We start from the raw sequence: 26,563 nt of genomic DNA on the forward strand, positions 1-26,563 counted from the left end.
CACTTATTCAGCGTCCGGTTGATTCGATGGCAATGCCTTCCTGAATGCCGGCAATGTTGAAGCAATGGCATCTATACGTTGAATGGTCGGAAACTGCGAAAGGTCTAATTTGAAGTTGCGGGCGTTTGCCACTTGCGGGACCAAACAAACATCAGCGACGGTTGGGCTGTCGCCGTGGCAGAAAAGTCCCGTGTCAGGACTTTCACACAGAAAGCGCTCGATTGCGTCGAACCCTTCTACCACCCAGTGCGCATACCATGCTTGGATCACATCCTCGGTGTGTTCCAGACCCTGACGAAGATAGTTGAGAACACGGAGATTGTTCAGCGGATGAATATCGCATGCCGTGATCTGCGCCAGCGAGCGGACACGCGCCCGCGATTCCGGTGTCTTAGGCAGCAGCGCAGGTTCCGGATATCGCTCTTCGAGATATTCGATGATCGCCAGGGACTGCGTAAGAGCCAAACCGTTTACCTCGAGTGTCGGAACCAGCCCTTGGGGGTTCAAGCTTCTGTAGGCGGCTGCATATTGCTCTCCCCGACGGAGATGATGTGCAACCCCTTGATAGGTCAGCCCTTTCAGATTGAGCGCTATGCGTACCCGGTATGCTGCCGAGGAACGGAAATAACCGTGGAGGATAAATTCGCCCTCCTGCATTATCGGCCGATCTTTACTTCCAGCGCCTCAAGACCGCCAATCGTGCCGCGCAGCGTGTCACCCGAAACGACGGGCCCCACGCCCTCTGGCGTTCCCGTATAGATCAGGTCACCCGGCATCAGATCAAAGTAGAGTGACAGCCAGTGTATGATCTCATCGATACTCCAGATGAGCAGGGAAAGTGGGCTCTGCTGTCGCAACTCGCCATTGACCTCGAGCCGCATCGTGGCGGCGTTGATGTTTCCGGCCTCTTCCTTGCGCGTAATGGCAGCACAAGGAGCAGAAAAATCAAACGCCTTGCCCGTATCCCACGGCCGGCCCTTATCGCGGGCCGCAAGTTGCAGATCGCGCCGTGTCATATCCAAGCCAACGGCATAGCCGAAGACCAGCTCGCTCGCCCGTTCGACCGGCACGTCACGAGCCGAACCGCCAATCGCGACGACGAGTTCGACTTCGTGATGGTAGTTTCCGGTCATCCGCGGATAGGCAATGGTGGCGCCGTTCTCCACGACGGCATCGGCGGGCTTCAGGAAGAAGAAAGGTGCTTCACGATCCGGCTCGAAGCCCATTTCACGGGCGTGGGCCGCATAGTTTCGGCCGACGCAGTAAATCCTGTGGACGGGGAAACGCCCGCCGCCGACGACCGGCACCGTTGGTGCCGTCGGCATATCAAGGCAAAGTTCATCTCGGATCACCGCTTTTCTCCGCTATTGCCGCGCGCTTCCCGCCAGATGCCGAGTTTTTCCTGCACGGCTCGATCGGAGAAGCTGAACAAGGTTGCTGTCGTTCGACAACGATGCACAACCGGATGCCAACTGGGGGCTACGAAGATATCACGCGGTTTCCAAGAAATACGGATGCCGCCGATTTCGCTCTCGCCCTCACCCTCGACTACTGTGAATACGGCTCCGTCCGTCGACTGATAGGGTGCAGTCGAAAAGCCTGCGGGTAGAAGCTGAATGAATGCTGCGATCGTCGGCATCGGAGAGCCACCGCTGGCCGGATTGACGAAGCGAAGCTTGTGGCCATGGCAAATGTCGGGATCACCGCTGCGTGCGAGCACATCGAGCGTTTCGCGTGATCGCTCATAAGGATAGTTCAGGATCGGCGAGGCAAGATCGCCGGGTTTCCAATCCACTGGCAACATATTGTTACCATAGCGCACCGTGCTGTCACCTACAGGGCGCTGTTCCTGCTGCGAGAGGGTACCGCCCGTTTCGGCAAAGCCCGCATCGAAAAATGAGAGGATCGGAATATCGAGACCATCAAGCCAGACCATGGGCTCGTTACTCTCGTTTCCGTGGTCGTGCCAGCGCCAGCTCGGTGTCAAGACGAAGTCGCCGGGGCGCATCACAGTGCGTTCGCCGTCCACGGCCGTATAGGCGCCACAGCCTTCGATGACGAAACGTAGCGCCGACTGACTGTGGCGGTGAGCACGCGCAATCTCGCCCGGCTTTACAAGCTGGAGCCCGGCATACAGCGAATGCGTGATCGAAGCGCTTCCAGGTAGGCCGGGATTTTCGAGGATCAACACGCGCCGCTCAGCTTCCTCCGCGGTCACGATGTCGCCGGCGCGGAAGACATGCTGGCGCACAACGCCATCATAGTCCCACTTCATCGGCACGGCCGGTGTAGCCGGTGTTTTGGGAACGAGTGCATGCAATCGCTGCCACAGAGGCGAAAGACTATGCGTCTCGATTTCCTCGTAGAAGCGCTGCCGCTCCTCGGAGACAGCGCCCAACTGTGTTGTCATACCCGCCCAGCCCTCACTGCTTCGAGATGTTGGCATCAATGTTCCGCAGAGCCGCAAGCCCTTTGCGCTCGGCGTCTACAGTTGGCTGGCTCCAGCCATGCTCAAGTTCGATCAGGCCATCCGCATTGCCGTCGCGCCATGCTTCGGACAGCAGGGAAGCAAAATCTATGGTTCCTGCCCCGGGCTCGATGCGGCCGGGCATATCTGCAAGCTGGATCAGACCGATATGGTTTCGCGCACGTCGGTAAGCGGCGAGCACATCGCCGTCCATTGTCTTGATGTGGCCCGTATCGAAGATCATTCTGACTGCCGGATGGCCGACCCTGTCGAGCAGGGCCAATGTCTCGTCGGTGTTGGTAAGCAGCATGTTCGGAAGGTCGACCATGGGCTCAATGCCAATGACGATTCCGGCCTCGGCGGCAAGCTCACCGGCGCGCCGGAGATGCTCGACAGCTGCATCTTCCTGTGCCTTCCGCTCCCGCTGCGGGTCACCCGTGACGAGGACGGCCACGACACCCGCGCCGAGCGAGCGCGCCAATGGGATCGAGCGGCTGAAATGTCCCCCGATGCTCTCCCACGCTGCAATTCCATCCTGCACCCAAAGGGGTGACATGACCGCCTCGAGAGGAGCAAATACGATGCAGCCCGAAGCGATATCGAAGGACTCGAGTGCGGTACAAAAGCGCGCCACCTCCTCGTCGGGGCGGCTGGTGGCCCAAGGGTAAAGCACGCCGCCAAACCCCTGCCCAGCGGCAAAGGCAACATGATGCGATGGATCGCTATTCCCCACTGTCCTATTGAACAGCGGTTCACCCGATGGCAGATAGCCAAGATGAGGGGCGTAGCGAAGTTTCCACGCGTGGCTCATGCCCGGGACTCCTCCCTGGTCATTTCTGCAACCTTTTCGGCTGCCATCATCACGGGCAGGTTGGTACCTGCGGCCATCAGTGTCGGAAATATGGACGCATCCGCGACGCGGACACCGCCAACGCCAATCACGCGGCAGCGCGAATCGACCACGCTTGTCTGCTGTGCGGGATCTCCCATGCGACAGGTGCCGGCGACATGGCCACCCGGCAGCACGGTGCGACGGACGAACTCATCGAGGCCTGCCTCGTCGGCGAGTACTGCATCCAGAGGCATACCAGCCTCGCGCAGTATCCGCTCGCGCAGTCCGCCCGGTCCGGACAAAGCCGCTGCCCCAGCAATGCTCAGGAATTGAGCCTTCCAATTGTCCTGCATAAGCAACAGGGCGAGAGGTGTCATCGCCGGCACAAACGCGGCATCAACGACGCGCTCAACGGGTTCATCGCGCACAAGGGTCGCAAGAAAACGGAGGCTTGCGACCATACGGTCACGGTCCCGTATATCGTCGAGCAGATTGAACCTGACCGCCAGCGACCGGTTTGCCTCGATGGTAACAGAGCCTTGCGAGAAAATCTTGTTGATAATGACCATGAGATTGGCCACCTGCCGCCCCAGCGGATCCCATGCGAGCGTGTTCGGCGTGCGCTCCCAGACGTTCAACAGCATATCCGTTTCCGGGCAGCCCGGCATTCCGGACGAATAACGGACCACCATGGGACAGGGAGGGCGCACGTGCCCTTTCTGCCGTCCTGCCGGCCGTAGATGAGCTGCCAGAATGAACATCGGATGGTTCAGCAAGTTGGCCCCGACCCCCGTACGGTCGACAACGACATCGATCCCCGCTGCCCGGAGCTGGGTGGCCGGGCCGATACCCGACCTCATCAGCAACGCCGGGGAATGCAGCGCCCCACAGCTGAGAATGGTTTCGCCGGCGCGGATCGTTATCGCACCTGTCCCTTCGCCGACGATGGCTCCGACGACGCGGCCGCCATCGATCAACAGGCGCGATGCCATGCATCCGGTGAGGATACGCAGGTTCGGGCGGGCGCGGGCGGCGGCGGTGAGATAGGCGGCAGCGGAGGTCTGTCGCGCATTCCCTCCAACGTTGAGCGGTACGGGCCCAAAACCATCGCCTGTCTCGCCGTTCAGATCTTGCAGGTAGCGCAGACCTTGTTTTGACAAGGCTTGGGCGATTGACCGGGACAGGCCGCTCCATTCGTTTTCGGGTACACGTTCTATGTTCAGAGGGCCGTCACGACCGTGCACATTTCCGCCAAAATCACGATCGCTTTCGAGACGCTTGAAGAAAGGCAGGACATCCTCCCACCCCCAGCCCACCACGCCGAGTTGCCTCCACTCATCATAATCGGTGGGTAGACCGCGCTGCGCGTGCATCCCGTTGATCGACGACCCACCACCAAGGATGCGTGCCTGACCGAAAGGCAGCGGCCCGAAGCCGTTAGCACTGTATTCGGCCACCAGTCCCGGCCAGAGGAACCGGGGATCGTTGAGCGTGCGGAAACGCGTATCACGCACGGCTTCGGGTTCGCTCCCCGGAGGGGCGCCCTCGCCGGCCTCGATGAGGACAACCTTCGCTGCTGCGTTTTCCGAGAGGCGGGCAGCAAGGACGCAGCCAGCCGATCCGCCACCGATGACGAGATAATCACAAGCCCCGACGTCGGAGACGGGAGACCCCGTCACCATGCAGTTACCCCTCCGTCGACGCAAAGATCTGCACCGGTCACCCAGGATGCCTCGTCGGATGCCAGATAGGTAGCAGCATAGGCGATGTCCTCGGGCCGGCCAAAGCGATCCAGCAGCGTTTTCTCACGGATCGCTTGCTCGAAGCCGGGAAGGAGATCGAAGGCATATTGCGTCGCGGGGGTCACGATCATTCCCGGCGAAATCGTATTGGCCCGGATATGATGCGGCGCGCCTTCCAGTGCCATCTGACGAGTCATCGCAAGGACGCCGCCCTTGCCCGTTGCATGTGCCACCTGCGGCAGAACCTTCACGCCGCCCCATGCGGCGACCGACGCGAAATTGATGATCGATCCGCCCCCGCGCGCGACCATGTGGTTCCAGGTAGCGCGAACCGGAAGAAACACTATGTCCAGCTCGCCGACCATCGTCTTGCGCCACTGATCGAGTGTCATGTCCGGTATCGGCGCGAACTCTACGCGGCCAGCAGCCGTGACCAGTATATCGATACCGCCGTGGTTGGCAGCAGTTTCATCCATCAACGCCGCGACCTGCACCTCATCAAGGAGGTCGACGGGCGCCCTTACCTCGATCGGAAAGCCTTCCGCCTCGGACATCGCGCCGGTTTCCTCCGCGTTGACCGCGTCCACGTCGCAACCGACGACCTGCGCTCCCTCACGCGCGAACATGAGCGCACAGCCACGTCCGATACCACTCGCGATACCAGTTACCACCGCTACTTTCCCAGCCAGCCGACCGCTCATACCAATTCCCTCCGGTCATCTTCGTACAATGGGCCGGCCCCCGCTTCCACGACCTTGCCGTTGCGCCATTCAAGGAAGTCGGAAGCGAGTCTGAAGACGCGATAGCCTCCAGAATCGAGAATTTCGTCGAGATGGTCGCGCAGCGCTTCAGCCGTGAGCTGGAGGTCGCCATAGCCGCGGGTCGTGCCAAGAAACTGGAAGGATGTATGGCCTCCGCTCGTGTCAAGAATCTCGCCCGAAAGAGGACAATCCTCGTGGGCGAGAAAAGCAACCGCGGGGGATACGATTTCGGAACGCACGTAGCGGCGCCACCAGCTCTCGCCCTGTCCACGCATTGCGTCCGGACGACCCGTTTCCGAAGGCTTGAAAAATCCTTCCATCATGCGCGTATAGGCAGCGACACCAAGGGCATTCGACTTGATACCGTGCTCAGCGCCCTCGATTGAAAGCGCCCGCGAAAGACCCACCAGGCCAGTCTTCGCAACACCATAGTGGGCAAGGTTGGGAAGTCCGGCCAGTGCCGCCTGCGAGGTCGTGAAAACCAGGCGGCCGTAGCCTGCGCGCAGCATATGCGGCCAGACAGCCTTGGCGACGAGGAATCCGCCATCGAGATGGACCGACACGAGCCGGCGATACTCCTCGAACGTCAGCTCCGAGAAGGGCGCGAAAGTGACCGTACCAGCATTATGCACAACCACATCGACCCTGCCGAACGCATCAAGCGCCGTCTGCACAATCGAGGCGGAACCCTCCTCGCTCGCCACGCTGCTGACGTTGGGGACAGCGATGCCTCCCGTTGAAACGATCTCGCGGACCACTTCCTCGGCAACGGACGTGGATGAGCCCGTTCCATCCATCGTAACACCGAGATCGTTAACCACCACCATAGCCCCGCGGGAAGCGAGCTCGAGGCAGTGCGCCCGGCCCAGTCCACGACCACCGCCGGTTACGATCGCGACCCGACCGTCGAAACGCATCTCGTTCATTTCAACACACCCCGCCTGTCCCGATCAGTTCGGCCAGCTTCCCTCGAGCGGCGGAGAGATGTGGCGCTCCGCGCCCTGCTCTGGCTTGCGATCCGAGAGGATCGGGATCACGTCACGAATCGCACGCCGGATACGGGTTTCCGGATCAGTCCATACGTCGATCACGTAGCTACCTTCCGACGCAAGTGCGCGCTGTAAGGCCGGAACGATATCGTCCGGATCTGTGACCCGCTCACCATCAACACCCTGCGCCTTGGCGAGCGCCACGAAATCGGTGGACTCAGGCAGATCAACCCAAGGATTCTGAATACCCCACAGCTTCATTCCCTGACGGTTCGCATAAAGGCAGTGATTGTTGTCGATGACGACGATCACCTTGATCTTGCGTTCGGCGAGTGTCGAAAGCTCCATGAAGTCGTAATAGAAGCCGCCGTCTCCGTGGTAGCAGACAACCGTTCGTTCAGGAGCCGCCAGCTTTGCGCCGATGGCCACGGGCAAACCCGCACCAAGCGACATGTAACGCGAACCGAGCGGCATCGGCGTCATGTCCTTGTAGTGGAAGGAGCGGTAGAGCATGAAGGCCTGACCACCCGAATCACCGACCATGATCGTTCCCGCTGGGAAGGTCTCGGCCATCCGGCGGATCAGATAATATTGATTAATCGGCGTCCCGCTCTCACCGGAGAGCTGGTTATGATAGTCGTGCCATTCCTGCTTCCCTGTAGCAATTGCTTCGAGACGCGCTGCGCTTGCCGGGCGTTCGAGGCCGTCGCGACGGACCCTATCGATCAATTGCTGAAGCACTGCCTTGGCATGACCGGTGACGCCGAGCGTCGGCTGGAAAATCTTGCCAAGCTGGTTGGGGTCAATGTCGATGTGAATGACGTTCGCGGGCTTCTCAAGGTTCCACGCGCCCGTCGTCATCTGCGAGAAGGTGGTACCTATAGCGATCCACATGTCGGACCGCTGAACGACCTCGTTGGCGCTGTTCCAGCCGAACGAGCCAACCACGCCAGCGAACAGCGGATGATCGTCCGAGATCGCACCGCGTCCGCCCCACGAGGTCGAGACCACGGGAATGCCGAGTGCTTCGGCAAATTGCTGAAGCTCCACCGCAGCTTTGGCAAGATGCACACCCGCGCCTACAAATAGCACGGGATTTTTCGCAGCGGCGACCATCTCCAGAATACGGCTGATGGTCGCATCGGATGCCGCCGGTGGCTCGGGTAGTATGAGCGGTTCGGCGGGACAGGACGTGTTATTAACGAGAACCTGAAAGCCTAGGTCGAGAACGCTCGGCCCCGGTCTACCGGTGCTGGCTGACAGCACCGACTGGCGCACTGCGAGTGGCAAGTCATCAGACGTGACCACTTTACGCGCATACTTGGAAAGTTGCTTGAGCGCAGGATAGACCTCCGCGGAGTCCTGGAGCCCTTCGCGGAAATCGAGTGCATTGTCGAGGTTCACGTCCATCATGAAGAAGGGCGTGCTATCGACGCGTGCGGCATGTACCACAGGGCTGGCATGCAACGCGCCCACGCAGTGGAAGACGCAGGCCGAGGCTGCACGCCCCAAGATGCGATTGTAGCCATAGGACATCCATGCACCTGACAACTCGGTGCGGCCGTTCATGTTCGCAAGCCCGGTGGTGGCTATGTGATGGATGAGTGCGCCGGTCCCGCCCCCGGAGTAACCGAACACCATCTCCACATCGCACGCGTGAAGAGCTTCGACGATCGCCTCGGCGCCCGAGCGGCTGGCCGGCGCCGAGCCCGAAGACGATACTTGCTCCACGGGGTTGGTATTCAGCGTATCGTCATCCATGGCATCTACCTCCAGAAATTGCTCAGAACTTGTAACCAAGAGAGACGCCGTACGTTCGGGGAGCGCCGACCAATCCCTCATCATATCCGCCCGGGTTGTTCCCGGCGCTGAGAAACACATAATATTTCTCTTTGAAGATGTTCTTGGCCCATGCGCCAACGGTAACGGCGCCGCCTGGTAGGGTATAGTTGATCTGCCCGTTCATCAGATGATAGGAAGGCTGCCGTAGAATATTGTCGGGCCCCGCAAACCATCCGTCGTTATAACTGTAGTTAAGGTTGAACCTGGCCTCGCCGTCCCCAACCGGAACACTATAATCGACCGATGCGCTGATCGATAGATCGGGCGCATAGGGAAGCTCGTTGCCCCGGGCGCTGCCAGAAACAGGCGCATTGCCTCCGCCAGCCGAAACTGGCTGCGGGACAAGGAAGATTGCATTCGGATAAGACTTGAATTTCGAATGCGTCCAATTGAGGCCGGCCGAGAGATTGAGATGATCGTCAATACGAGCGACAACATCGAGATCGAGACCGTAAATTTCTGCCTTCGCCCCGTTCTGGATCACGGCCGCGACATTGTCGAATACGGTAACCTGTAGATCTGAATAGTCGTAATAGAAACCGGCAACATTCACCCGCAAATGCCGGTCCAGAAGATCAGTCTTGATCCCGACCTCATATGCATCGAGCACCTCAGGGTTGACCGGCTGAGCGCCGGGACCGCCAGGTGGAATCGTATTGTAGATACCACTCTTGAAGCCGCGATTGTACGACGCATAGACAAGGAGATTTGATGCGAGCTGATGATCGAGCGCCAGCCTCCAGGTGAGCTTTCGGAAGGTCTTGTCAGCGTCGGTTACGCCACTGATCGCTGTTGGCAATTCAAGCGCCGGAATAAAATCGGCCTCGGTCTGCCCTGTGATCGACCGCTTCTCGATCGTGTAGCGCAATCCGCCGGTCAAGTTTGTGTTTTCGCCAAGTGGCACCGTCGCTTGACCGAACGCAGCTCCGGACTCGACCTCCGTGAAAGCAAGAAAGCGCAGCTGTTGCAGAGGCAGCAATGACGTCCCCTCAATAATGAAGGGATCGTAGCTAGCTTTACCCTTAAGGTAGTATAGCCCGGCCACCCACTGAACGACGCTGCTCTGGTCTGAACCGAGCTGGAGTTCCTGGGAAAATTGCGACTCCTTCTGATACCATCCGGCACTTGCGACAAATGCAGGGACCGGCTGTGAGCTCCAGTACTGGTCCTTCGTGGCCTTGCGGTAAGCAGTGATACTGGTCAGCCGGATGGCATCGAAGTCGTGATCCCACTGCAGGCTGGCGCCGCCATGTTTGAAGAGGAAGCGGGGATGCGAATAAAGGTCAATGTCGTAGAAGCCCCCTTGGAAGATATAGGGATCGCCGACGACCGCAATCGGCGCCAGCGCGCCGGACTCTACGGCACCAGCCAGGTCAGGACGATCGGCCGCTGTTGTCGCCCCAGGGCCATATTGCGTCGGCCGTCCGCCTACAGGACTGAAACTATTGTAGGTACTCCCCTTCGACCTTGAATAGTCCATTGCAAACCTGAATTCATCGCGATCGCCGGGCGTAAACAGGACCTTCGTCCGTCCTGCATATTCATTCATCTTGTTGGCATCGCGACCGTTGAACAGGTTCTTACCCCAACCATCTCCCTGGATCGAAAAATAGCCCGCGACATCCATTGCAAGGTTTGTCGAGAGGCCGCCCGTGAGGTAAAGCTGACCGGAGACCGTATCGTAGTTACCGTACCGTATTTCACCGCTACCGCCGAACTCCTGATCCGGATCTCTGGTGCGTACATTGATCACGCCGCCGGTTGCGTTACGACCAAAAAGCGTTCCCTGCGGCCCCTTCAGCACTTCCACTTGCTCGATACTGTTGAGCTGCATCATGGCACCGCTGAGGCTCAGGATATAAACGCCGTCGATATAGGTCGCGATTGAATTTTCGGTGCCCGCGGGAATTGCCGTGGTGCCCACGCCCCGCAGGTGCGCTTGCGTACCGTTCATGCTGTTCTGAATAACGAGGCCCGGCACCACCTGCGCGATCTCGGCAGTACTGTTGATCCCGGAATTGGCAAGTTGCTCGGCTGTGACCGCAGAAATTGCAATCGGAACCTTCTGGAGATTTTCCGAGCGCTTGTTGGCCGTAACCACGATCTCCTGAAGTTGATCGGTCGAAACCTCGGACGCTGTGGCTTCTTGCGCCCTCACAGGCACCGACAATGCAAAGCCGCCGATTCCAACAGCGAGAAGCCCGGCAAGCGGCCTGCGAGCGATGCGCAGATAGTAGTGCGCGGTAATTTTCATCCGTTTTCCTCCCCTACAGTTTTTTTGTCGCGCACTCGAAGCCATTGCGAAGCGTGACTGTTAGCCAGACTAGTCAGCCACGATCGTCATCATGTCCATTAATCTATTATGATTTGCTGATAACACTCCGTTATGGGCGATTTTTCGGGTGCCGCTTGCAACCCGCTATCAGATAGATACGGAACGGCTCGAAAACGTTCGAAAGGCGGAACCTCAGTTCGGCGCCCTTATCAAATAGTTATTCTATACTTCATGCAGTCGCCAGGCTGTTTATATCAGAGCTGCGCGCTATGTACTGTGCAACCTCTCGCAGACCTTCTAGCGCGGGATTTGTCGGGTCCTTATGCCAAGCGAAGATCAGTTCGTAGGGATACGCATCTCCCTTGATTGGCCTGAATACTACTTGGTGCACATTTCCTCTCGCCACCCATCGGGGCACCAGAGTCACGCCGAGACCCGCATCGACAAGCGCAAGCAGCGTGTGCATTTGGGTGGCCTCCTGAGTCACATAAGGTGTAAAGGATGCAGCGGCGCACGCCGCGAGAATGATTTCAAGCACGCGTGAACGCATGGATGCCGGAAAGAGAACAAACGGTTCATTTGTTAGCATCTCGAGCGAAACGGCGCGATGCGACGCAAGCCGGTGATTTGCCGGCAGTGCGACCATAAGGGGAGCGGAGACGAAAGTTTCGCTTTCAAAATCGCCCTTGGGAAGTGGTCCGGGCATCAACCCGACATCAAGGCGGCGGTCGAGCAACGCCGCGCTTTGTTCGGCACGGGTCATGGCCTCAAGGTTCATCTCGACATCGGGAAACCGACGCCGGAACTCCCGGACCAGAGGCGGAAGCAAGGCGCATATGCTGTTGTCCACGAAACCGAACCTGATCCGACCGCGCGTTCCGGCTCCTGCGGCCTTGGCAACCCTCACCGCTTCTTCCGCCTGCTCGAGAAGGCGGATGCATTCCGGCAGCATTTGCCGCCCCGCCTCGGTAAGCCGCACCTCGTTGCCCGATCTTTCGAACAGATCGGTTCCCAGCTCTTCTTCGAACCGCTTTATCTGCTGGCTGATCGCTGGTTGAACGACGTTCATCCGCTCTGCGGCGCGCCCGAAATGCAGGTATTCGGCCACTGCCACGAAATAGCGCACTCGCCTTAAATCCATTTTTTGTCCTTCAGAGCCTGCCATCAACCGGCGGGCGTCGCTGGCTGACAGAGATTTTCTTCTCCGCAATTTTACCTGCGACCGCCCGCTCAGTACGCCAACCCAGTTGACCCGAAAGTGAGTTGCAGGCTTCTCGCAATAGCTTTGCCGGCTGCCCGGAAGGGTCGTCATCAAGAATTCCGACGGGGCCCACAATGGAAAGTGTCGCGAGCGGGAAACCCGCCCTATCAAGGATCGGAGCCGCCATCGCCGTGAATTCCGAGAGCAGGAGACCACGCGCTGCTGTTACCCCGTCACGCTCGAAATCGGCTCGAAGTCGCGCAACTTCTTCGGCAATCGCATTGTCACGATATGGCCCAGTGCCCGCCGCATCGTGTTCGATCTTCAAGGCGAGATCGCACTCCGACTGGGGCAGGGTCGAGAGGAAGCAGCGCCCAACCGCCGATCTGCGCATCGGAAAGACCGTCCCCACGCGAATTTCGAGAACGGTTCTTACACGTCCGTCCACTCTGTCCACGGCAACCGGGCCGCGGTTCCCCCAAACGGTCAGGAATGCCGTGAAACCAAGACTGTCGGCAAGCCGGTGGAGTTCGCGGCGGGCAGAATGAACAATGTCGAACTGCGCAAGGGCAGAGAGGCCCAGCCCTATGATGGCGGGGCCCAGACTGTAACAGCCGCTCACGGGATCCTGCGCGACGAGCTCCGTTTTCAAAAGACTGATCAGATAGAAACGAAGGTTGTTCGGGGGAATGCCGGCAACCGCTGCGATGTGCCGCAACGGCACTGGATGACTCTCGACCGCCAGCACTCCGAGGATACGCGCGGCCGTTTCAACAGCCTGAATGCCTTTTGTTATTTCCATTCCATCACGCTGAGTGATTGCCCCGCGGAAAACAAGAATCAAAACTATATTGTTTACGTACAATATAGTTGTTAACTCAAATCAATCAGAGGAGCAAGGTTGAGATGTTCATTCGCGAAAGCTGGTATGTCGCCGGTTGGGCTTCAGAACTCGGGTCCGGCAATATCGCCCGAACCGTTCTCGGCGAACCGGTGTTGATTTTCCGTTCTGGCGATGGGGCGGCGGCTGCCTTGCTGGATCGCTGCCCACACCGCGCGCTACCGCTCAGCATGGGAGACGTGAAGCGGGGTATTGTGCGGTGCGCCTATCATGGAATGGAATTCGATGGGACGGGCACATGCGTCAGAATTCCAAGCCAAGACAAAATTCCGCCGAGCGCAAGAGTTCGGGCGTTCCCGCTTGTCGAACGCAATGGCCTGTTGTGGATCTGGCCGGGCGACGCCTCCCGGGCAGACAGCAGCAAGATCCCGGACCTGTACTGGCTTTCCCACCCGCATTGGGGCGCACGGGGCACGACCTTTAACGTCAAATGCAACTGGCGGCTGATCATCGACAACCTCATGGACCTGACCCACCTGACCTTCGTCCACGGGCGGACCATCGGCAATGCGGCAACGATCATCGGTGCCGAGACTCGCGCCGAACGGGCCGGCGATGCCAGCGTTCGAGTTACACGGTGGATGATGAATGCGGAGCCGCCTCCTACCTACATCCGGGCGGGCGGCTTCACTGGTCCGGTCGATCGCTGGCAGATCATTAACTTCACGCTGCCGTCTCTGGTCCGCATTGATGTGGGCGCCTGCGCCGCCGGAACAGGTGTCCGCGAGGGTAAACGCGTCGGTGGAATTGGTATGCAGAACATCAATCTCATTACACCCGAGACGGAGACCAGCAGCCATTATTTTTGGGCTCAGGCGCACGATTTCTCGCCGGATGAGGAAAGTGTCACCAATGCCATCTTCGAAGAAATCCATCGGACTTTTATGGAAGACGTCGACATCTTCGAAGCCCAGCAACACGCATTAGCGCGCGACCCATCGCGGCCCGTTGTTGACCTGGCCGCTGACCGCGGCGGTGTCCTCGTTCGGCGCCTGATTGATCGTGCGCTGCGTCAGGAAGCCACAGCAATACCTCTGCGCAATGTCGTTTGAAATCTGACGGGGGCGCTACCAACGGGCCTTCAGGAATGCGACTGCCGGTAGCATGAGGTTCGGCTTGTATTGTATGATCTTGCTGTCTTCGAGCAGTTCCAGCCCCGGCAAACGATCAATGAGTGTCTCAAGTGCAATACGCGCTTCCAGGCGCGCAAGGGGGGCGCCGATACAGGCATGACTGCGGCTTCCGAAGCCGAGATGACGGTTGGCGTTCGGACGACGAATGTCGAATTGCCTCGGATCGGTAAAGATCTGGCTGTCATGGTTTGCCGACGCGAGATGGATGAAGACGAATGCGCCGGCGGGAATGGTGATGCCTGCGATCGAAACCTCTGCGGTGGTCTTTCGCATCAGACCGCGCACGGGCGAGCGGACGCGCATCGTCTCGTCAACGGCATTCGTGATCAGGGACTTGTCGCGCCGGACGGCCTCCCACTGATCCGGATGAGTGAGCAGCAGATGGATAAGTTGCGCGATCAACACTCCGGTCGTGTCTGCCCCCGCGCCGGCAATGTTGAACACGTTCCACAACACCTCGGTGTCGTTCATTGCGGGGCTACCGTCATCCGAGCGCGCCTGAATGAAATCGGTGGTCAGGTCATCCTGGGGTTCGCACCGCCGCTCGGCGATCAATGACCGGATGTAGTCTTCGAAGGCGAAGACGCCGCGCCATGCACGTGCACGCTCTGCTTCCGGAATGTCCCAGGCTCCCGTAAGCGTGAAGATATCGTCGACCCAGTGCGCAAAATTCCGCGCGTCATCTTCCGGCGCACCAATGATCTTGCCGATGACCGCTGTCGGAATCCGCGCCGCGTAAGACCGCACGAGATCGGCTTCGCCATTGGCTTCAAAGGCATCGATCAGCTTGTGCGTAAGCTCACGAATCCATTCCTCGCGCGCAAGGATACGGCGCGGAAGAAAGGCGGGAGACATCAGTTTCTTGAGTCGCGTATGCGCGGGCGGGTCCGACATCACAAGCTGGTGATGCAAGCCGAGCTGCCGATCCCCGAATTCGCGATCGATTTCGGCAGGCCGCTCCATACGCGGCGAAAGCACAGACGAGCTGGAATAAAGCGCGGGCTCCCCGTAGATGCGATTAACGTCCTCGTACCGTGTCACAACCCAGAAATCGAATTCGGGCGCATAGAAGACGGGTGCCTGATCGCGTGCACGGGCGAGCACCGTATACGGGTCTGCCAATTGAGCCTTCGAGAACGGCTTGAATTCCTGAAAGAGCGGCTGCTCACCCACGTCCGATACTCCTCTCATAAACCGACCTGCGGCCGCGTATCCGATGCAGGCGGGGACCAAAGAACCCGAAGGCCTTTCAGGGACGGCACGATCAGGCTTTGCGTATAGTGGAGCGGGCCCTGGTCGGGAGCCAGTCTCAAATCCGGCAACCGGTCGAGAAGCACATCCAGCGCCTTTCGCATCTCAAGGCGTGCAAGAGGAGCGCCGAGGCAGAGCCTGCTGAGCGCGCCAAACGCCATGTGCTTGTGGATGTTGGGGCGGTGGATATCAAAACGATGCGGATCATCGAATACCGTTTCATCGCGTGAAGCAGAGCCGATATGAACGTAAACCCTTGCGCCTTCCGGGATTGCAACACCGCCCAGCTCGACCATACGCGTGGTCGTGCGAATGAGGCCGCGCACCGGCCCACGCAATCGCAGCAGTTCCTCGATCATTTGCGGCCGAAACGCGGGATTTTCACGAACTTCCCGTAACTGCTCCGGGTTGGAGAGCAGCATGTATACCATCTGGCCAATGGAGTTGGCCGTGGTATCGGTTCCTGCAGCGACCAAGCCAATCATATTGGTGACGATCTGGCGATCGCTGATTGGCGCTCCGCCCCCCTGTGCTTCCACGAGCCTGGAGATAAGATCATGCTGCGGATTCTTACGGCGATCTTCAATGAGATCGAACACGAACGCCTCAAAGTCGACGAAGCCCATCCAGCACGCCTCCGCACGTTCGGGAGGAAGCTGGTTGGAACCGGTAAGTTCAAACCAGTTCTCGGCCCATTCCTTGAAACGGTGAGTATCTTCGCGGGGTACGCCTATGAGACGTGAAAGGACACTCACGGTCAGCGGCCATGTGAATGCGGAGACGAGGTCCGCCTCGCCGTCGGCAACAAAGCTGTCGACAAGCTGGTTGAGACGCGACACGATCCAGTCGTCCATTCCGACGAGCGCCTTCTGGAAGACAGTGACCAGAACGCGCTTGGGCGTCATGTGATGCGGCGGATCGAGCACATTGATGTTGTTGTCGACAGGCAGCTTCCACTGCTCTCCTACGCGATCGATGACAGCCTGCGTCTTCGGGCTGAGAGGTTGATGTGCCCCGCCATTGGAAAATGTTACCATGTCCTTGTAGATCGACATCACGTCGTCCCGGCGGGTAACCACCCAAAGATCGTACTTGTCCATGTAGAACACGGGCTGTTCCGCGCGCGCAGCCGCCAGTATGGGATGAGGGTTGGAAATCTGCTCCGGATGGAGCGGATCGAAGGCCGGAAAATGCGGGCAGCCGCCGGCTTTGGGCTTCACGGAAGTCTCGCTCATCTTGTTTCTCTTGCAATCGGTTATTCCACCGTGTCCCGAGCATCGCCGAGGGCCCCGAACTGGCGCTGAAAATCCCCAAGATCAAAATAATCCCGCCATTCCGCTATATATCCATCGCGAATGCGGAAACTTCCCATCAGGGGAATGGACATCCGCGCACCATCGGCACGCACGAATTCATCGAGGCGCTCTGTCAACACGACATTTCCGCAGCCGGCGATCGCAATCGTCTTCCACTGTGCGACAAAATCTGAACCAACGCCGAAGCCGTGGGTAAACGTCCTCACCGCCGCGCGACCATTTATCGGCTCCATCGGTATATTGTGATAGAAGACGTCTTCGGCCAGCATATCGATTGCTTCATCGATGCGGCCCGCGTTGAAATGCGCGAGGAACGTTTCAACGATTTCTCTCGGCCCGGACATCAGGACGGCGCCTTTCGGACAGCAACCCGTGTACAGTGGCCCGGCATTCTCAATCCTCCCCGTTCGCCGCCGGTCTGGAACCGGTCTGGAATATGAGCGAAGTTTCCGGACGGCCGCATATAATGTCAACTAATCAAAACTGATCATGTGATCATTTAATCTTATTACGTACAGACTATACCCAATCATCTCTCGTGATCGCCATTTCACGATTATCTATTTGACTTGGCGCGACTTCGCATAGGACCAATAAAGTTTCCATGCAGCATTGTGATTGTCATCGCCCAAGGCGCATACGGCCACTTTCTCATGCGGCCATGGATAAGACTCAACATCTCCGAGAGGCAGGCGGTTCGAAATGATCAAGGACGGCTTCCCGGCGGGTGGCGACAGGGACATCGTCCTGGTGACCGGGGCGAACAAGGGGATCGGCTTCGAAGTTGTGCGTCAGCTGGCAGAGACGGGACAGGTGGTTTTGCTCGGGGCCCGCAACAGGAAGCTCGGTGAAACAGCAACTGAACGGCTTCACGCCGAAGGGCTCGATGTCCATCTTCTGGAAATCGATATCACCGACGGCACATCGATCGCTGTTGCCGCGGATCGGGTCCAGCGGCAGTTCGGACGCCTTGATGTTCTGATCAACAATGCCGGAATTCTTCTGGAAGGCGACTTCGACAACGCAGGAAACGAGGAAGATGTCGTTCTGCCTCTGCCCAGCAGCGTAAGCATCGACATCGTACGCCGTACTTTCTCGACGAACACCTTTGGCGCCATCGCGATGATAAACGCCTTTCTTCCCTTGCTGAGGAAGGCAAAGGCAGCACGAATTGTCAATGTCTCAAGCCGTCTCGCCAGCCTTTCCCTAGCCGACAGGGTCTGTCGGGGCAGCGATGAGACATTTCTTGCACTGCTCGCCTACAATTCCTCGAAAGCGGCCCTGAACGCCGCAACCCTGCAGTATGCGATAGAGCTGCGCGAAAGCGGTATCCGGATCAATGCTGCCGACCCAGGCCATTGCGCAACAGACATAAATGGCCATCTCGGCGATCGCTCCCCTGCCGACGCCGCGCGTGCGATTGTCCATCTGGCAGGGTGTGATAGCGCCGGCCCAACCGGCATATTCTACGGAGAGAATGGCGCAATCGACTGGTAAGGTAGCTCTATCCGAGCACGCGTCGAATGCAGACTTGACCGCAAAGCCAGCCCTAGTCGAGCAGCTGGCCTGCCTTGACCCCGAGGGCTGCTGCAATCTTGTCGACGACGGTGATGGTGGGGTTGCGGGCGCCGCGCTCGATATCGGAGATGTAGGTCCGGTGGATGTTGGCCTCGAACGCAAAGGCCTCCTGGCTGAGGCCCTTTGCCTCGCGCAGGCGGCGGAGATTGCGACCAAGGCGTTTGCGTATGTCCACGGTGCAACAAGGCACCGGTGCAGACGATCGATCTACAGACGATGAGAGACATTCCGCTTGACTTGTGAGGTCCGTTCGAGCGTCTGTCCTGTCACTGATTGTCGACAGGGATGGCATGGACGCATTCGAGGAACTCGCCGCCGACCTCTTCCGCAGCGAGGGCTGCTGGGCCCGCACCGGCGTCCGGCTGGACCTTACGCGGGAAGAGAAGCTCAGGATCGGCCGACACTCATCCCCGCGCTGGGAGATCGACCTGGTCGTCTGGAAGCCCGCCGAGCAGATGCTGCTGGCACTGGAGTGCAAGAGCTACCTCGATTCCGGCGGTGTCCATGCAGCACACTTCTTGCCCGGATCGCGTTATGCGCACCGCTACAAGCTCTTCCATGATCCCGTCCTGCGCGAGACGGTGCTCGGGCGGTTGAAGCAGCAGTTCGTCGAGAGTGGCCTCTGCACGCCAGACGCCTGTGTCCAGCTTGGCCTTGTCCACGCCCATGCCACGCCCGGCAATGCCGCGCGGCTCGCCGCGCACTTCGAGGCGGAAGGCTGGCTGTTGTTCGGCCCGGACTGGATCAGGGCCGGTCTCCGGCGTCTTGCCGAGGGCTCGTGGGAGAACAGCACAGCAGCGGTCGTGGCCAAGCTGCTGCTGCGACGCGAAGTGGCTAGCGCAGGGACAGCTTCACCGCGTCGCCGGACAGGCTTCAAGCCTGCACCGCTTAACCTCGAACCGGATCATCAACAGGGAAGTTTCTCATGAAGACCAGTCTTGTCGTTACCCTTTCTGCCGCCCTCCTGTGCAGCGCCTGCGTCTCCATGGGCACCAACTACGATCAGGACGCAGTTGCTACCCTTCAGACCGGCATGACCCGCGACGAGGTCATCGCAAGGCTCGGCAAGCCGAACTCGGTCGCAACGTTCGCAGACGGGCGTCAGCAGCTTGTCTGGGTCCACTCGAAGGGCACCATGCTTGGCGCCAGCGCCCGCTCCGTCGCGCTCGTGTTCACGCCCGATGGAAAGCTTGAAAGAACCGGACAGGCACAGACCAATATCCAGTGAAAAAAGAACCGGCAGTGCCAAAAGGCATGGAGGGCATTTCCGCATCTGTAAAAGTCGAGGCCCATGTGCGATCATACACGAAATGGCTCTTCCCCCACCGCCGCTGCCCGATGGCGACTACCCGTTCAACGATGAGCGCGTGCCATTGTCGCAGCTGGCGTGGATCGAAATGCCGCGCGAGATGGAGGCGCTACTACGCGCGCAGGCCAGCGACAACGGCACCCCGATCATCCGCGGCGTGCCGGTCGAGCTGCATTGCCGGGGAACGGACACAGGTGATGCCATCTTTACGGTATACTGGCCGCACGACGACGACCGCCTTCACATGCTGGCGCCGAAGTCATTCCAGATCGGCCGGGCCTGAACAGCAAGACCGCCTCAGGGATCAGGCCTCATCGAGCTCGGGTACGAAAAGGTGAGAGAGAACCTGCCCTGACAACACCGGATCAAGCTGGTCGGCCTGAGCAAGAGCCCACCGCTCCCACCTCTCGACTGTTCCGGAGTCCATTTCCGACCCGCGCGTCACCATGGCCGCCTTCAACCTCGCCACAAGGCGCCTGATTTCTTCGGCCTCGGCGAGAAGTTCACCGCTTCGCCGCAGATCCTTCAATCTTTTCGCTTCCAGGGCCCCGCGCTCTTCCCGCTTTCGCTCTTCGTCCCACCTGCGTCTTTGCTGTTCCCATTCCAGCGCCTCCAGCAGGCCCTGCCGAAATGCCGCTTCGCCCGCGACGATGACGTCCGCGGCAATGGCGGCAAGTTTCCGTTCGAGCCTGTCCTCCCGGCCATCCTGCCAGGATGACGTCACACTCGACCGGAACTCACGGTCTATCGCAAGCCGTAGCGGCGTGGAGGCCGGCAAATCACCGGCCGGAAGATGACGGCCCCTGACGAGACGCGTTGGATGCTTGCCGACAACGGAAAACGAAAGTCGAAGCGTTCTCCCACCAATGCAGCACTCGATGGCAAGATTTCCGTTGTCATCCTTCGCACTTGCCGAATGCCCCCTGCGCGCCAGCGCGAGAAAGAGTGCGTTCAGCAATTTCAGCTGCCGCTGGCCGAGGGGTGTGTCGAACGCGGGCTTGTTCCAGTACCACTCCTTTTCCGCGGCTTCCCGACGTTTGGCCTCCTCTTTCTCGAGCAGGCCCACGAGGCCGACATGCGGCGTAGTCAAATCGCGGGGGATCCCGACATGCCCGATCGCTTTCAGTTCCTGCTGTCTCAGGGCATCGAGATCTTCGGGAACTTTCGTTGACGCGAACGGCCCGTCAACCGGCATGGGCTCGCTTTCCTCGACCAGAGACCTGAATCGGGGGTCGAGGACAATCCGGCCCGTCTCGCCGGGCCCGCGAGGGTCAGCCTCCGGAGGCCCCGGGACGGGTCGTCCGGCATGAACCCTGTTCCAGTGCCCCTGGGGAGGTGTGGGAATGCCGAAGCCCCGGAGCAGTTTCTTCAATCCGACGTCGGATATGCCCACCTTGAGCGCGAGGTCGCGCATCGGCGCGGACCAGGCGAACCTTGCAAGGGCGTCGGGTGTGACAAGAATATTGTCGCCAAGGTACAAACGCATTCAATCGCCTCTTCGCAGCCAGAGCGGCCTCGATCCCGCATTTTCAGGAATCAGCAGAGCCGACTCAATGCACGCAAAAGTGCCGTTATCGCAATATGAGCTCAAATATGTGCGCCATTTTTCTTCCAAAGGACTTGTCATACCCTCTTTTCGGACCGGATTGACTTGAACTACTGACGACTGGCATCCGATCGAGTTTGCGCAATATTAATCCGCGTCTGCATTACTGCGGCATACCAACAGGGAGGAAGCGCCGGTTTTGCTGCATGTCCGGGAAGAAGCCGGGGTAACGCCCCCGAGGAAAGCCGATGCCACACCGCAGGCCTCGGCCCTGATCGAGAGCATGCGCGACATCGGCTACTCTCTGGAGACAGCCCTCGCCGACATCATCGACAACGCCATTACCGCACGAGCAACGCGCGTGGACATTCTGTCCGAGACTGCCGGAGACAGCCCCGCGATAGGCATTCTCGACGACGGGACCGGCATGACCGAAGCCGAGCTTGTCGAGGCAATGCGGCCCGGCAGCAGAAATCCCCTCGAGGATCGGGATGAGCATGACCTCGGCCGTTTCGGCCTCGGGCTCAAGAGCGCAAGCTTCTCCCAGTGCCGCCGACTGACCGTTCTTTCGCGGCGCGGCGGCAGGACCTGCTGCGCCGTCTGGGACCTCGACGAAGTCGCCCGAACGAATGAATGGGCGATCACGCTGCATTCCGACATCACCGACATCCCGTGGCACGAACGCCTCGGCGAAACCGGCACTCTCGTCGTGTGGCAGAATCTCGACCGCCTTTCCGGCGGGATCGCCCATGATCCTGCGAAACGAGCCGAGCACATGAACCGTGCGATCGCGCTTGCCGAACGCCACACGCGGCTCGTGTTTCACCGGTTCATGGAAGGCACGCAGGCGGTCTCGCTCTGGCTGAACGGAAGACAGCTGGAACCGATCGATCCGTTCGCACGGAAGCACCCTGCCCATCAGGAAGATCCCGAAGACCGGCTCCAGCTCCCCGGCGGTGTCGTTGTCTTCCAGTGCTTCACGCTTCCCCATCACAAGGCCCTGTCGAAGCAGGAGTGGGAGGAGCTCGGCGGCCCGGAAGGACACCTGCGATCCCAGGGCTTTTACGTTTACCGAGGCCGGCGCCTTATCATTGCCGGCAGCTGGCTGGGGCTCGCACGGCAGACCGAGCTCACGAAGCTCTGCCGCATCCGGGTCGATATCCCCAACACCATGGACGCTTCCTGGAAGATCGACGTGAAGAAGGCGTCCGCCCAGCTCCCTCCAGCGGTTCGGGAGCGCATGCGACACATCGTCGAGCGTTTTGCCCAGACCTCCAAACGAACCTATCAGCGCCGCGGACAGCGACTGGTTGATGAACACCGCATGCCCGTCTGGCAGCGCATGCAGAGGGATGGCGTCATTGTCTACAGGCCGGACCTCGGTCATCCGGCGCTGGAAGCGTTTTCGGAAAGTCTGCCGCCTGATCTCCGTCAGGGTTTTGCGAATTGCATTGCCCTCGTGGGCGCGTCGCTACCCGTCGAGGCCCTGCACGCCGATTTTGCCGGCAGTGCCGAAGAGGTTCTTGCGGACGAGGCCGATATCGACACCATCCGCCAGACCCTCGAGGCCATGCTTCCGAGACTTCGGGGCCAGGGTTTCGACCGGGAGCAGATCATGACGATCCTGCGACAGCTTGAACCGTTCCGGAGCGCCTGGGCAATTGCCGGGGCCGTGGCAGATGAACTGATGGGGGATACGCCGAACGATGAGTGATGTGCTTGCGCTTCTCGACACGATGGCATCGCAGTTTGTCGCCCAGCAGAACCCGCCAACGCCTGAAAGCATCCGCGAAGCGATCGGGGCCCTGCGTGTGCTGCCCAGCTTTTCGGCGGTATCGGAAGAGGATGCCGAAACACTGGCCCGTGAACTCGAGGAGCGGATCGGCATCAGCATGGGTCTGGGTGCTGTCGTCGAGGACCAGACGGTAAGGCCCTGGCTCCATGATGCACGGGCGAAGGGTCTCATCGACCCATATTACTGGAAGAGATACGAACAGCTGCTGAGAAAGCAGAGACTTCCCCGCGATGTCATCATCACGATGGACGAGGTCACCGACCGCATCCTCGATCGCATGGGAAACCCGGCAGAGAACACCGCGTGGGACCGCAAGGGCATGGTCGTCGGCCATGTCCAGAGCGGCAAGACGGCAAACTACACGGGTCTGATCTGCAAGGCGGCCGATGCCGGCTACCGGCTGGTCGTGGTCATAGCGGGCATCCACAACAATCTGCGCAACCAGACACAGGCCCGCATCGACGAGGGCTTCATCGGACGCGACACCGGCAGGCTGGAACAGAAGGCGAAGGGCGGAGCAAGGTCCCGGACCATCGGTGTCGGCACGTTCGACGATCGAAGGGTACCGGTGAGCCTCACGAACACGATCAAGGACTTCAACAAGGCCACGGCCACCACCAACACCAGCCAGATCTCGTCCTACGCCGTACCGGTGGTGCTCGTGATCAAGAAGAATTCGCGGACCCTCGCGAACCTCGTCGACTGGCTCAAGGAGCATAGTGTCAACCGCGGCTCGGAGATGGTCGATCAGCCGATGCTGCTGATCGACGACGAGGCCGACAATGCCTCCATCAACATCAAGTACGGAAAGGACGAGGTTTCCAGGATCAACGGACAGATCCGGGAACTTCTCGGCCTCTTCCGGCGCAGTTGCTACCTCGGTTATACCGCGACACCGTTCGCGAACATCTTCATCGATCCCGATTCAGAGGATGAGGTCGGCAAGCAGGACCTTTTCCCGCGGCACTTCATCATCGGTCTTGACGCCCCGACGAACTATTTCGGCGCCCGAAAGGTCTTCATTGACGGTATTCCCGAGGAAGGTCGGCCGCTGCATCTGCGATATATCTCCGACAACGAAGACCTCCTGCCGCTGAAACACCGTATCGAGCACCAGCTCGGCGAGTTGCCGGAAAGTCTGATCACCGCACTCAGAACCTTCATCGTTGCGCGGACGATCCGCAATCTGCGTGGTCAGGCGGGGCAGCACGCGTCGATGCTGGTCAATGCATCCCGTTTCACCGGCGTTCAGAACCTGCTTCGCAATCGCCTGCACGAAGCCCTTGAACGCATTGAAAGTGCAGTGCGAGTCGATGCCGCGAAGGGCGCTGCAGCCCTTGCCAATCCGGAAATTGCCGCTCTCAAGGCTTGCTGGGCAGACGAGTATGCAGAGGCATTTCCGGACTGGGACAGCATTCAGGCAAATCTTCTGCCAGTCCTCGCCTCGGCTTCGGTCGTTGCCGTCAACAGCGCTTCTCCCGGCAGCCTCGACTATGACAGCCTCGGCGAAACCGGACTTACGGTCATTGCCGTTGGCGGTTTCTCGCTTTCGCGCGGTCTGACGCTGGAAGGACTGACTGTTTCCTACTTCCTGCGCAACTCGCTGATGTACGACACGCTGATGCAGATGGGCCGGTGGTTCGGTTACCGTTCCAACTACGAGGATCTGTGCCGCATCTGGATGCCCGAGGAAGCGGCGGGCTGGTATGCTCACATCTCCGAAGCCACCGAAGAACTGCAAGGCGAACTCAAACGCATGGAGCAGGTCCGCGCGACGCCGGAGATGTTCGGCCTCGCCGTTCGCAGCCACCCGAGCGCACTTCTCGTCACGGCGCGAAACAAGATGGGCTCCGGCGAGAAGCACGTGATGATCGGCCTCTCCAACAACTTCGTCGAGACAACCCGCCTGTCTGCCGAGCCGGCATCGATCCAGCGCAACACTCAGGCTTCGCTCAGGTTCATCGAGGCCATGAAAGAAGCAGGCCATGGCCCCGGGACGGAGAAACCCGTTTCGGGCGGGAAGCTGCTCCGGCGTGTTCCCGCGAGACTGGTCGACGATTTTCTCCGGAACTTCGACAATTGCCGCGAATCCGTGTTGTCCGATACCGATCCCATCAGGAAATACATATCGACGCGGGCGCAGGACGAGCTCTCGGAGTGGGATGTCCTGCTCGCAAGCCGTAAAGCCAGCACCGACAGAACTCCGCTCGATCTCGGCGGCTGGGACATCGTGCCGACGGAACGCTCCGTAGGCCCGGAAGACGTGAAGCGCGGCGTGCTGGCAGTCAGCGGCAAACGCTCGCGGGTCGCATCGCGCGGCGTCGAGCGGACAGGGCTGACGGACGATGAAGCCCGGCAGGCCGAACTGGATTACAGGACCTCCGAAAAGATATCGGAAGGCGCCGCCGTCAACTATCCCGACTGGATTTACAGGTCGGTGCGCCAATATCCGCTTCTGGTCCTTTTCCATCTCAGGATCAGGACCGAAAACCTCGACCCGGATGATCTGATCAGGATTCCCGATGCGCTCGTTCCGGCATGGAGCATCAGCTTCCCGAGGTCGTCTCGGCCCGACGAGAAGGTCGAATACATCCTGAACACGACACGGATGCGGGAGCTCTTCGGCGAGGACGACACGGACGAGGATGACCGCGATGACGGCGAGTGAAAATCCGTGGGAGGGGCTCGCCCCCGGCGAGGTTGACGCGCGGCGCGTCCGTTCCGTCGGAAGATGGGATTTCTTCTGGTGGGTTTCCGACAGGTCCGAGCCCGCGCTGATCCTGCGTCTCCCTGCGGATGCAGAAGAGGTCTCGCCGCTGCCGAAGATGCGCAGCCTCGACATCCGCTACAGGGACCTGCCCGGCGCCCGGGCGCTTGTGATCCTGCTTCGCGAGCCGGAGCAGCAGGAGCTGTTTGCGACGCTTTGCCGGGATGTCGTGAATGCAGGCGAAGCGGCTCAATCAGCGGACGATGCTCTCGCCCGCTCCATCCGGCGTACGCTGCGGTGGCATCATCTGCTGCGGGGCGGACGCAGCGAAATGCTCTCGGTGGAAGAGCAGCGAGGGCTCGTCGGCGAACTCCACTTCCTGCTCCACCTCTGCGACCTCGCAGGGCCGCGGGCAGCCATTGAAGCCTGGAAAGGACCGCAAGGCTCCGCAAAGGACTTCGAGATCGATCACTGCCACGTCGAGATCAAGGCAAGACGCGGCGCATCGAGACCCCACGTCCAGATCTCCTCGGAAGATCAGCTTGCAGATGTGCCGGGAGCCAGCCTCTTTCTTAACGTCTATGATGTGGACTCCGCCATCAAGCCCGCCGGGATGACGCTGACCGATCATGTTCGTGCTGCGGAAGAGCAATTCCGCAATGCGGACATGACCGCATACGGCCTGTGGGAAGCGGCGATCGAGGCCGTCGGCTTCGACTTCGATCACGACTATTCCGAACGACGCTGGACCGTAGGCAGGGTTCAGCACTTCGAGGTGGCGGGGAACTTTCCGAGAATGCCGCTCCCCCTGCCCACGGGTATCGGATCGGTGCGATACAGCATTGCGCTCGATGCGTGTCAGCCGTTCCTCGTGACGAGCGAGTATCTTGACAGCGCCATTTGCGGGAACTGAGGGAC

24 protein-coding genes are annotated in these 26,563 nt (G+C 59.8%); 8 read left to right on the forward strand and 16 right to left on the reverse strand.

The genetic code is table 11. The features are described from left to right. Positions 1–3 precede the first annotated feature (3 nt). The 11 genes from maiA to AAC014_RS07655 all read right to left on the reverse strand — a co-directional run bounded on the left by maiA (position 4) and on the right by AAC014_RS07655 (position 12,953). Positions 4–657, reverse strand: a complete 654-nt coding sequence (maiA, locus tag AAC014_RS07605; RefSeq protein ID WP_339706372.1) for a maleylacetoacetate isomerase — start codon at positions 655–657, stop codon at positions 4–6. Beyond that, a complete protein-coding gene (locus AAC014_RS07610; RefSeq protein ID WP_339706611.1) occupies positions 657–1,325 on the reverse strand; it encodes a fumarylacetoacetate hydrolase family protein in 669 nt (222 codons plus the stop codon). The genes maiA and AAC014_RS07610 overlap by 1 nt, the downstream gene beginning before the upstream one ends. Before the next feature lie 23 nt (positions 1,326–1,348). Continuing rightward, the gene (gtdA, locus tag AAC014_RS07615; protein WP_339706375.1) at positions 1,349–2,410 is read right to left on the reverse strand and encodes a gentisate 1,2-dioxygenase; all 1,062 of its coding nucleotides are present in this window, start codon (positions 2,408–2,410) and stop codon (positions 1,349–1,351) included. 13 nt (positions 2,411–2,423) lie between these two features. Next, on the reverse strand, positions 2,424–3,278 hold the full coding sequence (locus AAC014_RS07620; RefSeq protein ID WP_339706378.1) for a TIM barrel protein: 855 nt from the start codon (positions 3,276–3,278) through the stop codon (positions 2,424–2,426). Then, positions 3,275–4,981, reverse strand: a complete 1,707-nt coding sequence (locus AAC014_RS07625; protein WP_339706381.1) for a GMC family oxidoreductase — start codon at positions 4,979–4,981, stop codon at positions 3,275–3,277. The genes AAC014_RS07620 and AAC014_RS07625 overlap by 4 nt, the downstream gene beginning before the upstream one ends. Beyond that, the gene (locus tag AAC014_RS07630) at positions 4,975–5,742 is read right to left on the reverse strand and encodes an SDR family oxidoreductase (RefSeq protein WP_339706384.1); all 768 of its coding nucleotides are present in this window, start codon (positions 5,740–5,742) and stop codon (positions 4,975–4,977) included. Before AAC014_RS07630 ends, AAC014_RS07625 begins: the two co-directional genes overlap by 7 nt. Continuing rightward, entirely contained in the window at positions 5,739–6,728 is a 990-nt protein-coding gene (locus AAC014_RS07635) for an SDR family NAD(P)-dependent oxidoreductase (RefSeq protein ID WP_339706387.1), read from the reverse strand. Before AAC014_RS07635 ends, AAC014_RS07630 begins: the two co-directional genes overlap by 4 nt. 24 nt (positions 6,729–6,752) lie before the next feature. Then, positions 6,753–8,552, reverse strand: a complete 1,800-nt coding sequence (locus tag AAC014_RS07640; RefSeq protein WP_339706390.1) for a thiamine pyrophosphate-binding protein — start codon at positions 8,550–8,552, stop codon at positions 6,753–6,755. 22 nt (positions 8,553–8,574) lie between these two features. Next, on the reverse strand, positions 8,575–10,887 hold the full coding sequence (locus AAC014_RS07645; protein ID WP_339706394.1) for a TonB-dependent receptor: 2,313 nt from the start codon (positions 10,885–10,887) through the stop codon (positions 8,575–8,577). Between the two features lie 250 nt (positions 10,888–11,137). Continuing rightward, a complete protein-coding gene (locus AAC014_RS07650; protein WP_339706397.1) occupies positions 11,138–12,034 on the reverse strand; it encodes a LysR family transcriptional regulator in 897 nt (298 codons plus the stop codon). 25 nt (positions 12,035–12,059) lie between these two features. Then, complete coding sequence (locus AAC014_RS07655; protein ID WP_339706400.1) at positions 12,060–12,953, reverse strand: IclR family transcriptional regulator; 894 nt, start codon at positions 12,951–12,953, stop codon at positions 12,060–12,062. A gap of 62 nt (positions 12,954–13,015) precedes the next feature. Between AAC014_RS07655 and AAC014_RS07660 the strand changes: the two genes are divergently transcribed. After that, complete coding sequence (locus AAC014_RS07660; protein WP_339706403.1) at positions 13,016–14,062, forward strand: aromatic ring-hydroxylating dioxygenase subunit alpha; 1,047 nt, start codon at positions 13,016–13,018, stop codon at positions 14,060–14,062. Positions 14,063–14,077: 15 nt separating this feature from the next. On the opposite strand, the gene AAC014_RS07665 is transcribed toward AAC014_RS07660, so the two are convergent. From AAC014_RS07665 to AAC014_RS07675, 3 genes are read right to left on the reverse strand one after another with little or no spacing between them, the layout of a single operon-like run. Further along, the gene (locus AAC014_RS07665) at positions 14,078–15,316 is read right to left on the reverse strand and encodes a cytochrome P450 (protein ID WP_339706406.1); all 1,239 of its coding nucleotides are present in this window, start codon (positions 15,314–15,316) and stop codon (positions 14,078–14,080) included. Between the two features lie 14 nt (positions 15,317–15,330). Next, positions 15,331–16,629, reverse strand: coding sequence for a cytochrome P450 (locus tag AAC014_RS07670; protein WP_339706409.1), 1,299 nt, complete (start codon positions 16,627–16,629; stop codon positions 15,331–15,333). Between the two features lie 20 nt (positions 16,630–16,649). Further along, positions 16,650–17,054, reverse strand: a complete 405-nt coding sequence (locus AAC014_RS07675) for a limonene-1,2-epoxide hydrolase family protein (protein ID WP_339706412.1) — start codon at positions 17,052–17,054, stop codon at positions 16,650–16,652. Positions 17,055–17,412: 358 nt separating this feature from the next. Here AAC014_RS07675 and AAC014_RS07680 point away from each other — a divergent pair, with 358 nt between their 5' ends. Further along, complete coding sequence (locus AAC014_RS07680; protein WP_339706415.1) at positions 17,413–18,207, forward strand: SDR family oxidoreductase; 795 nt, start codon at positions 17,413–17,415, stop codon at positions 18,205–18,207. 52 nt (positions 18,208–18,259) lie between these two features. Here AAC014_RS07680 and AAC014_RS07685 read toward each other — a convergent pair whose 3' ends face one another. Then, entirely contained in the window at positions 18,260–18,463 is a 204-nt protein-coding gene (locus AAC014_RS07685) for a helix-turn-helix transcriptional regulator (protein WP_339706418.1), read from the reverse strand. 115 nt (positions 18,464–18,578) lie between these two features. Between AAC014_RS07685 and AAC014_RS07690 the strand changes: the two genes are divergently transcribed. The 3 genes from AAC014_RS07690 (at position 18,579) to AAC014_RS07700 (ending at position 19,880) form a co-directional block, all read left to right on the forward strand. Further along, positions 18,579–19,217, forward strand: coding sequence for a hypothetical protein (locus tag AAC014_RS07690; RefSeq protein ID WP_339706421.1), 639 nt, complete (start codon positions 18,579–18,581; stop codon positions 19,215–19,217). Beyond that, positions 19,214–19,516, forward strand: a complete 303-nt coding sequence (gene bamE, locus AAC014_RS07695) for an outer membrane protein assembly factor BamE (protein WP_339706424.1) — start codon at positions 19,214–19,216, stop codon at positions 19,514–19,516. Before AAC014_RS07690 ends, bamE begins: the two co-directional genes overlap by 4 nt. An 82-nt stretch (positions 19,517–19,598) precedes the next feature. Continuing rightward, a complete protein-coding gene (locus AAC014_RS07700) occupies positions 19,599–19,880 on the forward strand; it encodes a hypothetical protein (RefSeq protein ID WP_339706427.1) in 282 nt (93 codons plus the stop codon). 21 nt (positions 19,881–19,901) lie between these two features. Here AAC014_RS07700 and AAC014_RS07705 read toward each other — a convergent pair whose 3' ends face one another. Beyond that, positions 19,902–21,083, reverse strand: a complete 1,182-nt coding sequence (locus AAC014_RS07705; protein WP_339706430.1) for a hypothetical protein — start codon at positions 21,081–21,083, stop codon at positions 19,902–19,904. A gap of 259 nt (positions 21,084–21,342) precedes the next feature. Here AAC014_RS07705 and AAC014_RS07710 point away from each other — a divergent pair, with 259 nt between their 5' ends. From AAC014_RS07710 to AAC014_RS07720, 3 genes are read left to right on the forward strand one after another with little or no spacing between them, the layout of a single operon-like run. Beyond that, positions 21,343–22,857: an ATP-binding protein gene (locus AAC014_RS07710; RefSeq protein ID WP_339706433.1), complete on the forward strand. Its 1,515-nt coding sequence runs from the start codon at positions 21,343–21,345 to the stop codon at positions 22,855–22,857. Further along, complete coding sequence (locus AAC014_RS07715; RefSeq protein WP_339706435.1) at positions 22,850–25,606, forward strand: Z1 domain-containing protein; 2,757 nt, start codon at positions 22,850–22,852, stop codon at positions 25,604–25,606. Before AAC014_RS07710 ends, AAC014_RS07715 begins: the two co-directional genes overlap by 8 nt. Next, positions 25,593–26,558: a PD-(D/E)XK motif protein gene (locus tag AAC014_RS07720; RefSeq protein WP_339706438.1), complete on the forward strand. Its 966-nt coding sequence runs from the start codon at positions 25,593–25,595 to the stop codon at positions 26,556–26,558. The genes AAC014_RS07715 and AAC014_RS07720 overlap by 14 nt, the downstream gene beginning before the upstream one ends. Positions 26,559–26,563: the final 5 nt, after the last annotated feature.

It is taken from the genome of uncultured Sphingosinicella sp., from assembly GCF_963974575.1.
GTDB lineage: Bacteria > Pseudomonadota > Alphaproteobacteria > Sphingomonadales > Sphingomonadaceae > Sphingosinicella.

Bases quoted from the DNA above. Each gene is read 5' to 3' on its own strand.
- maiA (WP_339706372.1), bottom strand. From the start codon at position 657: ATGCAGGAGGGCGAATTTATCCTCCACGGTTATTTCCGTTCCTCGGCA.
- AAC014_RS07610 (WP_339706611.1), bottom strand. From the start codon at position 1,325: ATGCCGACGGCACCAACGGTGCCGGTCGTCGGCGGCGGGCGTTTCCCC.
- gtdA (WP_339706375.1), bottom strand. From the start codon at position 2,410: ATGACAACACAGTTGGGCGCTGTCTCCGAGGAGCGGCAGCGCTTCTAC.
- AAC014_RS07620 (WP_339706378.1), bottom strand. From the start codon at position 3,278: ATGAGCCACGCGTGGAAACTTCGCTACGCCCCTCATCTTGGCTATCTG.
- AAC014_RS07625 (WP_339706381.1), bottom strand. From the start codon at position 4,981: ATGGTGACGGGGTCTCCCGTCTCCGACGTCGGGGCTTGTGATTATCTC.
- AAC014_RS07630 (WP_339706384.1), bottom strand. From the start codon at position 5,742: ATGAGCGGTCGGCTGGCTGGGAAAGTAGCGGTGGTAACTGGTATCGCG.
- AAC014_RS07635 (WP_339706387.1), bottom strand. From the start codon at position 6,728: ATGAACGAGATGCGTTTCGACGGTCGGGTCGCGATCGTAACCGGCGGT.
- AAC014_RS07640 (WP_339706390.1), bottom strand. From the start codon at position 8,552: ATGGATGACGATACGCTGAATACCAACCCCGTGGAGCAAGTATCGTCT.
- AAC014_RS07645 (WP_339706394.1), bottom strand. From the start codon at position 10,887: ATGAAAATTACCGCGCACTACTATCTGCGCATCGCTCGCAGGCCGCTT.
- AAC014_RS07660 (WP_339706403.1), top strand. From the start codon at position 13,016: ATGTTCATTCGCGAAAGCTGGTATGTCGCCGGTTGGGCTTCAGAACTC.
- AAC014_RS07670 (WP_339706409.1), bottom strand. From the start codon at position 16,629: ATGAGCGAGACTTCCGTGAAGCCCAAAGCCGGCGGCTGCCCGCATTTT.
- AAC014_RS07675 (WP_339706412.1), bottom strand. From the start codon at position 17,054: ATGTCCGGGCCGAGAGAAATCGTTGAAACGTTCCTCGCGCATTTCAAC.
- AAC014_RS07680 (WP_339706415.1), top strand. From the start codon at position 17,413: ATGATCAAGGACGGCTTCCCGGCGGGTGGCGACAGGGACATCGTCCTG.
- AAC014_RS07690 (WP_339706421.1), top strand. From the start codon at position 18,579: ATGGACGCATTCGAGGAACTCGCCGCCGACCTCTTCCGCAGCGAGGGC.
- bamE (WP_339706424.1), top strand. From the start codon at position 19,214: ATGAAGACCAGTCTTGTCGTTACCCTTTCTGCCGCCCTCCTGTGCAGC.
- AAC014_RS07700 (WP_339706427.1), top strand. From the start codon at position 19,599: ATGGCTCTTCCCCCACCGCCGCTGCCCGATGGCGACTACCCGTTCAAC.
- AAC014_RS07705 (WP_339706430.1), bottom strand. From the start codon at position 21,083: ATGCGTTTGTACCTTGGCGACAATATTCTTGTCACACCCGACGCCCTT.
- AAC014_RS07715 (WP_339706435.1), top strand. From the start codon at position 22,850: ATGAGTGATGTGCTTGCGCTTCTCGACACGATGGCATCGCAGTTTGTC.
- AAC014_RS07720 (WP_339706438.1), top strand. From the start codon at position 25,593: ATGACGGCGAGTGAAAATCCGTGGGAGGGGCTCGCCCCCGGCGAGGTT.